The sequence below is a fragment of the Viridibacillus sp. d25.2 genome (assembly GCF_055456015.2).
On the sequence record NZ_CM196652.1, the window covers coordinates 1,632,778 to 1,645,730 of the forward strand.

The following is a 12,953-nucleotide window of genomic DNA, read 5'->3' on the forward strand; positions in this document are numbered from 1 at the left end:
TGTGTAAAATAGGAATAGAATTACCAAAGGGGGGAAGCTAGTTAGCGTCCACATGAAGAACAATATGAAAGAAATTGATTTCACACAAGCTAATTATGAACAATGGCAAGAATCTGCTGTTAAGGCTTTGAAGGGTAAACCATTCGAATCTTTAATTACAAAAACAATCGAGGGTATTTCATTTGAACCAATTTATACACAAGACCAATTAGTAGAAAAATTAGATGGTAAATTAGCAGAACAAGTTTCGACTATTCGTTCATTAAAAACAGGTGAAGAATGTCTAGCGGCACAACAAACATTTGCAGATTCACCGGAATCTTTACTTCAAGGCGTTAAAGAAGCTTTGGCAAAAGGAAACGATATTATTAATATTGATAGTCGTGTGAATTTTGCATGGGATGAAAAAACTTTGAAAGAATTGTCAGTTCTTTTTACTGAAAATTCATTCAAACTGAATTTACAAAACAATCAAGATGCTTTATTACAAGTATTTAACTACGTTAAAGAAGAACAAAAAGAAGCTGTTAGAGGTTTCATTTCTTGTACAGATGCTATTAATTTAAATGGTTTCCATCATGTTCGCACGATCAATGCGAATGTATTAGAAGCCCACTATGAAGGTGCACACGCAGTCCAGGAATTAGCAGTCGCATTACTACAAGCTGCTAGGTACATGGAAACAGAAGAAGATATCGAAGCATTTGCGAAGAAATTCTTTGTAACCTTTGCATTAGATACTCAGTTCTTTGTTGAAATTGCTAAACTCCGTGCTTTCAGAGTTCTTTGGAAAGCGTTTACATCGGCATATGATACTGAAAAAAACCTACCAGTAACAATTGTTACTGAAACATCTTTACGTAGTTTCTCTAAATTAGATGTGTACGTTAACCTTTTACGTGCAGGCAATGAAGCGTTCTCAGCAATCCTTGGTGGTGCTGACGTTTGTACAGTACATCCACATGATGTTCTATCTGCACCGAATGACAAATCAATTCGTATAGCACGCAACATTCAATTAGTAGTGAAAGAGGAAACGCATGTTGAGCATATTATTGATCCATCTGGTGGTTCATATTTCATCGAGACTTTAACAGCTGAGTTAGTTAAAGACGCATGGGCATTATTCAATGAACTACAAGAAGCAGGCGGTTATAATGCTGTAAAAGCAAGTGGACAACTAAATACACTATTAAAAGAAACAATGGATCAGCGCATGAAAGAAGTAGAAACACGTAAAAAATCACTAATCGGTACGAATATCTATGCAAACCCAGCAGATGAAATTGATGAGCGCAATAACCCGTTATTTGCAGATTACAATCGCTTAGCAAAACCATTTGAAGAGCTTTGCTTAAACTACGCTAAAAACCAACCCAAAGTTGCACTGCTAACTATTGGTCAATTAAAACAATTCAAACCTCGTGCAGATTTCGTTTCTGGCTTCTTTGCAACAGCTGGTATTGTGCCAGAGAAGAGTCCTGAAATACAATCAATGGATGAAGCAAAAAATTGGTTATCTGCAACAGACGCGAAATTTGTCGTTGTTTGTGGGCAAGATGATGCGATGAAGGAATATATTCCAACATTACTTGAATCTAAACCAGCACAGATTTCACTTGATGTGGCAGGTAAGTTTAAAGAAGAACAAGATGAATGGACTAAAGCAGGCTTAAATGGCTTCATTTACGCAGGTCAAAATATTATCGAAAAATTGACGAGCTTAGCAGCTAATGTGCAGGAGGTCCAACGATGAGTAAGCCGAATTTTAAAGAAATAAATATCCAAGCAGTATTAACAGCAGATCAAACAGTAAGAGATGACAAAAATTTCATGACAAATGAAGGCATCGAGATCAAGTCAGCATATACTGAACAAGATTTGGATAATTTAAAACACTTAAAAGACTGGCCTGGTATTGCACCAAATACACGTGGACCATATCCAACGATGTATGTTGGTCGTCCTTGGACAGTTCGCCAATATGCAGGATTTTCTACTGCAGAAGAGAGTAATGCTTTTTACCGTCGTAACTTAGCGATGGGACAAAAAGGTCTGTCAGTCGCATTTGACTTAGCAACTCACCGTGGTTATGACTCAGATCACCCTCGTGTAACAGGTGATGTAGGTAAAGCCGGCGTTGCCATTGACTCTATTGAAGATATGAAAATTCTTTTTGATGGTATTCCACTAGATCAAATGTCAGTATCGATGACAATGAATGGTGCTGTATTACCGATTTTAGCTTTCTATATTGTAGCTGCTGAAGAACAAGGTGTAACACCTGAAAAACTTGCTGGCACAATACAAAATGATATTTTAAAAGAGTATATGGTACGTAATACATATATTTATCCACCAGCTGTTTCTATGAAGATTATTGCAGATATTTTCGAATTCACTTCAAACTATATGCCTAAATTTAACTCAATCTCTATTTCTGGTTACCACCTACAAGAAGCTGGTGCCACAGCAGATATCGAGCTTGGTTATACATTAGCAGACGGTCTTGAATATGTTCGTACAGGTTTACAAGCAGGAATCGATATTGATTCATTCGCACCGCGTTTGTCGTTCTTCTGGGCAATCGGTATGAATTATTACATGGAAGTTGCGAAAATGCGCGCTGGTCGTCGTATTTGGGCCCAAATGATGAGCACATTCGACCCTAAAAACCCAAAAACATTAGCATTACGTACACACTCACAAACTTCTGGTTGGTCATTAACAGAACAAGATCCATTCAACAATGTTACACGCACATTGATTGAAGCGAATGCTTCTTCAATGGGACATACACAATCATTACACACAAATGCGTTAGATGAAGCTATTGCACTACCTACCGATTTCTCAGCTCGAATTGCGCGTAATACGCAACTATTCTTACAAGAAGAAACGTTAATGACGAAAGTAATTGATCCATGGGGCGGTTCATTCTACGTTGAAAAATTAACAGATGAACTAATGAAAAAAGCATGGGAACATATCGAAGAAATTGAAGAATTAGGCGGCATGGCGAAAGCGATTGAAACAGGTCTTCCGAAAATGAAAATTGAAGAAGCAGCTGCCAAACGACAAGCGAAAATTGATTCTAAAGCTGAAACGATCGTAGGTGTTAACAAATTCCGTCTCGCAGAAGAGGAACCAATCGACATCTTGAATATTGATAATACAATCGTCCGTCAAAAACAAATTGACCGTATTAAGGCCATGCGTGACAAACGTGATGATAAAGAAGTACAGCGCTTGCTGGCTCGTATTACTAACGCAACTGAAACAGGTGGGGAAAACTTATTAGCTTGCGCAGTAGATGCAGCACGCGCTCGCGCAACACTAGGTGAAATATCGGATGCAATTGAAGTTGTATCGGGTCGTCATAAAGCGATTATTCGTTCAATTAGTGGCGTTTATAGCTCAAACTTCTCAAATGAAGAAGAGATTCTTGAAGTACAAGAAATGGCTGAAGGTTTCTTAGAGAACGAAGGTCGTCGTCCACGTATCTTAATCGCGAAAATGGGACAAGATGGTCATGACCGAGGAGCGAAAGTAATCGCTACGGCATTTGCGGACCTTGGTTTTGACGTTGACATTAGTCCATTGTTCCAAACACCTGCAGAAACTGCAGCCATGGCTGTAGAAAATGATGTTCACGTTGTAGGCGTAAGTTCACTAGCAGCTGGTCATAGAACTTTAGTACCTGAATTGCGTGAAGAACTGAAGAAAATTGGGAGAGAAGACATTTTAATCGTTGTTGGTGGGGTAATCCCAGCACAAGATTACCAATTCCTGTATGACAATGGTGCTTGTGCAATTTTCGGACCGGGTACAGTCATTCCTGTTAGTGCACAAAAAGTAATTGAAGAAATCTATAGAAAATTAGGTTACGAGGAAGTGGTAGAGTAATGGACCACAACAAAGAGATGGACGATGGTGCACTATTTGTAATGGATGGTATCGCCGCATCTCATGATGGAATGGTGCCCTCAGGTCGAAAAAAATTCCGTAAAAAGAACAACGACGATATTAATATCGCAGAGCTCGCAAAGCAAGTTCTGGCTGGTTCTAGACTCCATTTATCAAAAGCCATTACTCTTTTAGAAAGTACGAATAAGTACCATAAAGAGAAGGGCCAAGAATTATTACAAGAACTATTGCCTCATACTGGAAACAGTATTCGTATTGGTATTACAGGGGTCCCTGGAGCAGGTAAAAGTACTTTTATCGAAGCCTTCGGAGGGGAATTATGTAATATGGGGCACCGTGTGGCTGTTCTAGCCATCGATCCGAGTTCGAGTCTAACTGGTGGAAGTATTCTCGGAGATAAAACAAGAATGGAAGAGCTAACGCGGAATCCACGTGCTTTTATCAGGCCTTCTCCAGCAGCTGGAACTCTTGGTGGAGTGCACAAAAAATCACGAGAAACAATGTTGTTATGTGAGGCAGCAGGATATGACATTATTTTGATTGAAACAGTTGGTGTTGGACAAAGTGAAACGATTGTTCGTGGCATGGTAGACTTCTTTCTATTACTCGTTCTAACAGGGGCGGGGGATGAGCTACAAGGCATGAAAAAGGGCATCATGGAGCTTGCTGACACTATAGTTGTCCATAAAGCGGATGGTGATAATGTCCGACCTGCTAAAAAAACAGTTGCTGAATATAAACAATTTATTCACTTCCTACAACAAGCTACACCTGGCTGGACTACGCAATCTATGGCGGTTTCATCATATGAAAATAAAGGCTTAGAAAAAGTTTGGGAAACGATTTTACAGTTTAAAGAAATCGGCGAGGAAACGAATTACTGGTCAATTAGGCGTAGTGAACAAACGACTGAATGGTTCCGCTCTATGATTACGGACCATTTAATCGATTCATTTTACGGAGTGTCAGAACGCAAGCAACAAGTAAAAAGCTTAGAAGAAAAAATTTTACAAGGCCGGTTAACTGTTACTCAAGGTGTAGATCAATTATTTAATAAAAAATAGGTATTATCAATTTGATATAAAGAGAAGGGCCATCTGAGTAAATCGGTGGTCCTTTTGCTTTTTAATGGGTAAAACGATTCAATACATAAAAATAGCATATTTGTAGGTACATACATGAAAAGAAAATTGATGTAGGGTTCCTTATTAGTATGCTCTATCTAGGGGGTTATTTTGTTTATTACAAAACATTACCTGCATCCGCTATTGAAATTCATCAAGCAAATATTTTTCGCTTAATTGATGATTCGCAGTTAAATATCGGTGGCTCTGTAAAGAATGCCGTTTATACATACGAAGTTAAAAAGATGACAATTATTGATAATAAATTATATATTTAAGTTGAAGGTAAAATCGAAAAAAATACCAATTCTAGATTTGAAATTGTTGAAGATAAAGGAGATTGTGCAAGTATTAGCGAAATATATATTTATAAAGACGATACAAATGATGGCACGCTTATTTGACTAACGAATAATTTTTGGCGACCCTGAATACTATCAAAACTTATAATAGTACGTGAAATCATCTTGTTTTTGAACAAGTGCTTTGAAATGCATCTAATCACCTGTTATAGTTAAAGAGAATTTGAAAGGAGCGTTACAACATGAATATGGATTATGATTTGTTTATGACAGATATGCTACGCCAAGCGCGTGGAGAAATGGTCGCTAGTGGCTATGAAGAGTTAACTACACCTGAGGCAGTAGATGAGGCATTTAAACGCCAAGGAACAACTTTAGTAATGGTGAACTCAGTTTGTGGTTGTGCAGGTGGTATCGCACGTCCATCAGCGTCGCATGCTGTACATTATGATAAACGACCAACACATTTAGTAACTGTTTTTGCTGGACAAGATAAAGAAGCAACTGCTCAAGCGCGTATGCACTTTGGTGAGGATCATTTACCATCATCTCCATCATTCGTTTTACTAAAAGATGGCCAAGTTGTAGCTGAAATTGGACGTCACGAAATCGAAGGACATGACCCAATGTCAGTCATTACTAATATTCAAGCTCTATTTGAAGAATACTGCGAAGAAGTATAATAATAGAAAAAAGCTGTCTCCAATGTCATATTTGGCTAGAGACGGCTTTTTTTCCTGTTAAAGATGACAAGGAGGGTATTTAATGAAAGGATTTTCAATAGGCTATCGTACGCTAAAAACGGCAATTGGTGCAACTATTTCAATTGGATTAGCACAACTCTTCGGATTAGATTTCTATACCTCTGCAGGCATTCTAACGATTTTAAGTATTCAACCAACGAAAAAAAAGTCACTGTATGAAGTTTATACACGTATATTGGGAAGTATTATTGGGATAACTCTGGCCTTTCTATTTTTTGAAGGTGTCGCATATGAACCAATCGTACTGGGCTGTATGATACTACTCTTTTTGCCGATTTTAGTGATGTTGAAAATAACTCCGGCATTCGTATCCAGTATCGTTATTGTTTTACATATTTTTCATACCGAGAATTTTACAAATGAACTGTTAATAAATGAATTATCATTAATGTTAATTGGATTCGGAACAGGTTTAGCCATGAACTTATATATGCCAGATATCAAACATAGGCTGGAAAAATATCGGATACGCATTGAAGAGCTTTATCGTGCAATCTTTATAGAGATTGAGAAATATTTACGCAATGGTGACACGAGTTGGGATGGTAAAGAACTAGTAGAAGCTATGGAAGTGTTAAACCGAGCGAAATCCTTAGCCTATAAAGATGTAGAAAATCACTTAACTAGACGAGAAAATTTATATTATATGTATTTTGATATACGTGAACAACAACTTGAAATTATTGAACGTGTCTTACCTAAAATCACAAATCTTCCCGTAATTGTGGAGCAAGCAGAATTGGTAGCTGATTTTATGGGAGATTTGTCTCAAAATGTTCATTCCGGGAATACGGCTAGTAAATATAGAGAAAAATTAGATGCGGTTAAAGTAGATTTTGCAAAATTACCATTGCCAACGACACATGAAAATTTTCTTGCGATGGCATCTCTATATCAATTCATAGAGGAGATGGATCACTACCTTGCTATTAAGCAAAGTTTTAAGGGACTAAGCGTGTCACGTAAGCATTCTACGAAGAATGCATAATGCTAAAAACAGACTAGTCCCCCAAAAAGTCCCCCATTTTTTATTGAAAATGAAAATGCATCACATTTGAAGCGCGTTTTTGAATACTTCAAGTGGTACATTTTTGTTTTCTTCAGATGCATGTGCATAAACTTTTAAAATCATTTCTGAGGAGTCCCCAGACGGTTTGCAACGGTCACGACATCAGTGCCACTTGCAATTAAGATGGACGCGTGAGTATGTCGTAAAGTATGCGGTTGTACGTGAAAACCTAATTGTTTACCGGCAGAGTTAAAATTTGTTCTTGTTGATGAAACACCATTCCCATCTAAATTTAAGTGAGAAATGAAAATCTGATTATCCTCTGTAAAAGAGATACCTACCGAGAGTTTTAACTTTTTACAAAAGACTTCATATTTTTTCAGTGTGGATATAACTGTTTCATCAATAGGTATTTTTCGATAACTATTTAGTGTTTTCCATAATTCTGGAACAACTACAATAACTAGCACTGCTGGTCTTGACTCGGGTTTTGCTTCTGTGGGATATACTAATGGTACTTCTTCTAGTAGTTACGCATATATTTATGAAGATGATGATATTATTCTGTTTAAAAAATTAAATGATTAATAAGTGTAAAAAGCTGTTAAGATTTATTTAACAGCTTTTTGTATTTTTAGGAGGTTTTGAAATGAAAACGATGAAAAGTATTATTTTATCTACAATTGCATTAAGTATGATATCGGGTTGTACATCTCAAACTCAAAACATACAAGATAAAACAAATATTAAAAATGAAGTAACTACCAATAAGAATCCCCAAGTGGATGAGTATAAGGGAATACCTTTGAAGATTGGTGTCTTAGGAAATGCACCAGAAATAAGAGAAAAAAATATTGAATTTCAAGAAATATCATTAAAAGATTTAAGTATAAAAAAAGTTGAAGAGTATGATGCTATATTCATTATGAAAGAATTTTTAGAAAGTGCTGCAGATGGGCCTTATAGTAATACATTTAAAAAGTCAGATATACCTTTCTTTTTTATAGAAACTAAAGCATATTATTTCCCCTTCGTCGAAGATGAAATTAGTTACAAGGATTATGCTAAAAGAGTCACAGACAGTGTAATATACGCATTTGGTTATTACCCTAATAATGGGGATGTGAAAACGTGGCAATTAAATATTACTGCTCAAGATCCATCCAAAAAAGAGAAAGAGGAAATAATAAAAGGAATATATTCTAAAATGTTTGTTATAACTGAGGAAGTTAAAAATGCTGTTATGATAAAGCAAAGGGAAAATAGCTAAGTAAAGATTGTAAATAAATGAAATTCAAAAAAATGTTTGATAATTGAAGTGACTTACATCTTATGATTTGAAGATAGGGAAACGACAATATAATCTGCAGAGGCTGATAAGCTACAAAAAAATTAATAATTATTGACTAGATTACCTTCATAGGCGGTCTGGTCTTTTAAATTCCATAACCCTAAAACCCTATATGCAAAAAAATAAATTGCACTACCAACCTCACGAAAAATGTTCAGGAATAAAGGAAAGTGTCTATCTTATAGGGTACAGTTTAGATTTGCCATCGCTCTTTTTATTTATTTTACAGCAGAATTCATTGAATTCGTGTATTCCTCAAAGTCTTCATCGCTCATCTCACCATTCATTTGCAAAAGAAATAAACCACTTTGATGAGTGTGTGAATAAAACATAGGAGCCCCATTACTTAATTCATCATAATAAGATTTAGCTTTTTCTAAATCTTTTTCATTTTCAAATTCGAATAATCGACCACCAGCATCCTCTCCAAGTGATGGAATTAAAACACGTTTACCTTCCTTACGTATATTTCCAAATTCTTTATTTGCTAAATCAGACACTTCGCCTACTTCTAATCCATCTTTTTTGAATCGTTTTAAAATAGTATTAACTGAAGCTTTTTTGCCAATTGAATTAAGAATCTTTTCAACAGTGCCTTTTGATGTAGCGTCTTCTTCTTTTTCATTTTCTTTTTCAGTTGTCGTAGTTGTGACTTTTGCACTTTGATTATTATTACCATCTCGCATGTCAATAACGAGAACAACTACCGCGATTAGTAGTAGAACAAGTAATGTACCTAGTATTTTATTTAATGTATTGTTACTCATAAAATCCTCCTATTTATGTATATATATTACTATAAAACAAAATGGGTATATTGTCACTAGTATTAGTGAGGTGTATTCATGTGTGATTAGTTAATAGAATAGTAATCGCCTGTTTTGTTTCTTGCAACAGAAACGAGTATTTGTACAAAGCAAAAGAGAAAGTAGAAATGCGACTAGGGTAATAAAGAGCGATAGCTGATTTGCCATCGCTCTTAATATTTTTATTCTATTAGAAATATATGCTCCTGCCAGCACTATTTTCTGTTACAGTCCTTTAAAATTTTATAGTCCCAAAAAAGTGATAAGTCCTTCATGTCCCCCAAGAAGTTCCCAAAACAATGAATTGAAGATGAATTATATTGATAGTACGGGAAAAAGAAAGAACCTAGAATCTTAATAATTGTATATAAAAAAAACAGCGTACACAGGCTTGATGCCTTATATGACGCTGTTTTTTAGTTTGTATGGTGTTGTTTACAATCGCTCAATTCAGACGTGCTAAGTAAATTATAGCAATGCTAAGCCGAAAGCTAATGTAGAAATAACCATAATAGCAATCATTGCATAAACAACGATTTTTTGAAATTTCTTATTACTCATTTCTCGTTCGCTCCTTCTTTTCCTACAAATATTCTATCAAATTTGAAAAATTACACAAGTGCTAGAGTTTTTTTTATAAATTATGTACAATTGTGTTATACAACAAAGAAGGAGTTGGGGAGAAGTGGAGAACGTTGACCATATCGGTATTGCAGTACGTAATCTTGACGAACAAATTACATATTACACAGATGTGTTAGGCTTACCTTTGTTAAAAATAGAAGAAGTAGTGACTGAGCAAGTTCGTGTAGCATTTATAGATGCGGGGAATACACATATTGAATTGCTTGAACCGATGAGTGAAGAAAGCGCTATCTTTAAGTTTATTGAAAAAAGAGGCGAAGGTATTCATCACGTTGCTCTAGGGGTTAAAGGTATTGAAGGGAAGATGGCAGACCTTCGCGAACAAGGCGTTCGCTTACTATCAGATGAACCACGTCCAGGCGCTGGCGGCTCAAAAATGGCCTTTATTCATCCAAAGTCATCTAATGGTGTGCTTTACGAGTTATACGATAAAAGTGAGTCGGGGGAGTAATCATCTATGGATATGTTCGATAAAATCAATGAGTTATATGATAGAAAACGTGAGATTGAATTAGGTGGCGGTGATGACCGCATCGTAAAACAACATGAAAAAGGTAAATTAACTGCACGTGAACGTATTAACTTACTGTTAGACGAAGGTACTTTTGTTGAGATTAATCCTTTCGTAAAACATCGAACTACAGACTTTGGTATGGATACAAAAGAAGGACCAGGAGACGGCGTTGTTACAGGTTACGGTAAAGTAAACGGTCGTCCAATCTACCTGTTCTCACAAGACTTTACAGTTTTCGGCGGTGCACTTGGGGAAATGCATGCAATGAAAATTGCGAATGTTATGGATTTAGCGGCTAAAAACGGTACGCCTTTCATTGGCCTAAATGATTCTGGCGGTGCTCGTATCCAAGAAGGAGTTGTATCTCTTGATGGATATGGTCATATCTTCTACCGTAACTCTATCTATTCTGGTGTGATTCCACAAATCTCAGTTATCATGGGACCTTGTGCGGGGGGAGCAGTATATTCACCGGCAATTACTGACTTCGTATTCATGGTAGATAAGACAAGCCAAATGTTCATCACAGGACCAAAAGTAATTGAAACAGTAACAGGCGAGAAAATTTCTTCTGAAGATTTAGGTGGCTCAAAAGTCCACAACTCAATCAGTGGTGCTGCACATTTCCGCGGACCATCTGAAGAAGAGGTATTACAACAAGTACGTGATTTACTTGCTTACCTACCTCAAAATAACGAACAAAAACCACCAAGTATTGAACCACAAGAGAATGACGATTATTTAGAAAATATTATTGAGTTAGTTCCAGTAGAAGCGACTCGTCCATACGATATTCGCAAAGTTATTGAAGAAATCGTTGATCCAAGTTCGTTTATAGAGGTACATAAAGAATTTGCAAAAAATGTCGTAGTAGGACTTGCACGCATTAAAGGCGACGTTGTAGGTTTAGTCTGTAACCAACCTAAAGTAATGGCTGGCGGGCTTGATATTGACTCATCTGATAAAGCATCTCGCTTCATCCGTTTCTGCGACTCATTTAATATTCCAATCATCACATTTGAAGATGTTACTGGCTTCTTCCCAGGGATTAAACAAGAGCATGGCGGTATCATCCGTCATGGAGCAAAAATCCTTTATGCATACTCAGAAGCAACTGTACCTAAAATTACTGTCATCCTTCGTAAAGCATACGGTGGTGCATATGTAGCGCTTAATTCTAAAGCTATCGGTGCTGATATGGTATACGCTTGGCCAAACGCTGAAATTGCTGTTATGGGACCAAATGGCGCTGCAAACATCATCTTCGCTCGAGAAATTGATAACAGTGAAGATCCAGAGGCAACACGTGCTGCGAAGATTGAAGAATACCGCGAAAAATTCGCAAACCCATACGTAGCAGCATCTCACGGCTTAGTAGACGATGTAATCGACCCTCGCGAAACTCGTATCAAGCTAATCCAAGCACTTGATATGATGAAAACGAAAAAAGAAACAAGACCAGCTAAGAAACATGGGAATATCCCACTTTAAATGCTGAGGACGCCCGTTTAAAGGAAGATAGCCAGGCACTGGGAAAGGAAAGCAGTCTAAGAACGCCACGTCCTGTGGCACCGACTGCATGACCAGCATCATGCTGGCCTGAAACAAAAGCATAACCTCAGCTTTTGTCCGAGAATATCTGAAAGCAACTTAAGTTCGCGACGTCCTGTCGCAACAGTTGCATGACCCACATCCTGTGGGCCTAAGTGACCCAAGCAGCTGGCGTCCGAAGCTGGATATCTAAGTAAATGCTGAGGACGCCCGTTTATATAACCTAAGTTCGCGACGTCCTGTCGCAACGGTTGCATAACCCCCATCGTGTGGGCCTCCGACAAGCATTGTTAGGCACGCTTATCAACACTAGACAAACAGTAAAGACCAACAAATATGAAAAGCACCTCCAATTGTTATGAAAAACTAACAACCGGAGGTGCTCTTTTTGACTAGAAATGCCTCTGAAAGTACTGATCTGTGGAAGTGCATTATTTTTAGAGGAACAACACCATATGTTCCGAATCATAATATTTGTCATTAATTTTTAGTGCACGCTCTTCTAATCCATAACTTTTGAATCCAAATGTAGTATAAAGATTCTTTGCATTTACATTAGCAGTTACTACTTCTAAATTAAGTTTTTCTATTGTTTCACTGGATTTTGCATAATTGATCGCTTCTGATAAGAGCGCTTTTCCTACACCTAAACCACGCATTTTAGGACTTACATACATAGCAAAAATATTTGCTCTATGTCGGACTTTTAATGACGTTTCTTGCAGCATAGTCACAACACCAATTAGTTCCTCTCCATTGAAAGCTCCAAATGTAAAATTTCCTTCGTTCGATAAATTTTTAGTAACACTCTCTACAGGTTTTTCTCTTTTAATCGCTTCTTCATAACTCGATGCAAATGCCTCTGGATCATGTTCTAATGCTTCTAATCTCAATTCCCAATAATTTTTTGCATCTAATGGTTTTAACAATCTAATGTTCATAAGAACTCCTTTCAAACTG

Annotated in this window: 13 protein-coding genes; 9 read left to right on the forward strand and 4 right to left on the reverse strand. The window is 36.9% G+C overall.

Features of this window, described 5'->3' with window-relative positions; genetic code table 11:
- Nucleotides 1-64: 64 nt before the first annotated feature.
- The 6 genes from ACZLO7_RS08070 (at nt 65) to ACZLO7_RS08095 (ending at nt 7,105) form a co-directional block, all read left to right on the forward strand.
- Nucleotides 65-1,756, forward strand: a complete 1,692-nt coding sequence (locus ACZLO7_RS08070) for a methylmalonyl-CoA mutase family protein (protein WP_464940307.1) — start codon at nt 65-67, stop codon at nt 1,754-1,756.
- Nucleotides 1,753-3,906 carry a methylmalonyl-CoA mutase gene (scpA, locus tag ACZLO7_RS08075; protein ID WP_464940308.1) on the forward strand — a complete coding sequence of 718 codons (2,154 nt, stop codon included), beginning with the start codon at nt 1,753-1,755 and terminating at the stop codon, nt 3,904-3,906. Before ACZLO7_RS08070 ends, scpA begins: the two co-directional genes overlap by 4 nt.
- Complete coding sequence (meaB, locus tag ACZLO7_RS08080; protein ID WP_464940309.1) at nt 3,906-4,991, forward strand: methylmalonyl Co-A mutase-associated GTPase MeaB; 1,086 nt, start codon at nt 3,906-3,908, stop codon at nt 4,989-4,991. Before scpA ends, meaB begins: the two co-directional genes overlap by 1 nt.
- 149 nt (nt 4,992-5,140) lie before the next feature.
- Entirely contained in the window at nt 5,141-5,329 is a 189-nt protein-coding gene (locus tag ACZLO7_RS08085) for a hypothetical protein (protein ID WP_464940311.1), read from the forward strand.
- A gap of 266 nt (nt 5,330-5,595) precedes the next feature.
- Complete coding sequence (locus tag ACZLO7_RS08090) at nt 5,596-6,036, forward strand: BrxA/BrxB family bacilliredoxin (RefSeq protein ID WP_464940313.1); 441 nt, start codon at nt 5,596-5,598, stop codon at nt 6,034-6,036.
- 82 nt (nt 6,037-6,118) lie between these two features.
- Nucleotides 6,119-7,105 carry an aromatic acid exporter family protein gene (locus ACZLO7_RS08095; protein ID WP_464940315.1) on the forward strand — a complete coding sequence of 329 codons (987 nt, stop codon included), beginning with the start codon at nt 6,119-6,121 and terminating at the stop codon, nt 7,103-7,105.
- 140 nt (nt 7,106-7,245) lie between these two features.
- Here ACZLO7_RS08095 and ACZLO7_RS08100 read toward each other — a convergent pair whose 3' ends face one another.
- Complete coding sequence (locus ACZLO7_RS08100; RefSeq protein ID WP_464940316.1) at nt 7,246-7,596, reverse strand: tyrosine-type recombinase/integrase; 351 nt, start codon at nt 7,594-7,596, stop codon at nt 7,246-7,248.
- Between the two features lie 179 nt (nt 7,597-7,775).
- Here ACZLO7_RS08100 and ACZLO7_RS08105 point away from each other — a divergent pair, with 179 nt between their 5' ends.
- Nucleotides 7,776-8,396 (forward strand): hypothetical protein, encoded by a 621-nt coding sequence (locus ACZLO7_RS08105; RefSeq protein ID WP_464940317.1) that lies wholly within the window; start codon nt 7,776-7,778, stop codon nt 8,394-8,396.
- A 299-nt stretch (nt 8,397-8,695) separates the two neighbouring features.
- On the opposite strand, the gene ACZLO7_RS08110 is transcribed toward ACZLO7_RS08105, so the two are convergent.
- Both ACZLO7_RS08110 and prli42 read right to left on the reverse strand, forming a co-directional pair.
- On the reverse strand, nt 8,696-9,244 hold the full coding sequence (locus tag ACZLO7_RS08110; RefSeq protein WP_464940318.1) for a stress protein: 549 nt from the start codon (nt 9,242-9,244) through the stop codon (nt 8,696-8,698).
- A 507-nt stretch (nt 9,245-9,751) separates the two neighbouring features.
- The gene (prli42, locus tag ACZLO7_RS08115) at nt 9,752-9,844 is read right to left on the reverse strand and encodes a stressosome-associated protein Prli42 (RefSeq protein ID WP_464940319.1); all 93 of its coding nucleotides are present in this window, start codon (nt 9,842-9,844) and stop codon (nt 9,752-9,754) included.
- 124 nt (nt 9,845-9,968) lie between these two features.
- Between prli42 and mce the strand changes: the two genes are divergently transcribed.
- On the forward strand, nt 9,969-10,379 hold the full coding sequence (gene mce, locus ACZLO7_RS08120) for a methylmalonyl-CoA epimerase (RefSeq protein ID WP_038184839.1): 411 nt from the start codon (nt 9,969-9,971) through the stop codon (nt 10,377-10,379).
- A 6-nt stretch (nt 10,380-10,385) separates the two neighbouring features.
- A complete protein-coding gene (locus ACZLO7_RS08125) occupies nt 10,386-11,933 on the forward strand; it encodes an acyl-CoA carboxylase subunit beta (protein ID WP_464940320.1) in 1,548 nt (515 codons plus the stop codon).
- A 497-nt stretch (nt 11,934-12,430) separates the two neighbouring features.
- Here the strand turns inward: ACZLO7_RS08125 and ACZLO7_RS08130 are convergent, their stop codons facing one another.
- Nucleotides 12,431-12,934 (reverse strand): GNAT family N-acetyltransferase, encoded by a 504-nt coding sequence (locus ACZLO7_RS08130; protein WP_464940321.1) that lies wholly within the window; start codon nt 12,932-12,934, stop codon nt 12,431-12,433.
- Nucleotides 12,935-12,953: the final 19 nt, after the last annotated feature.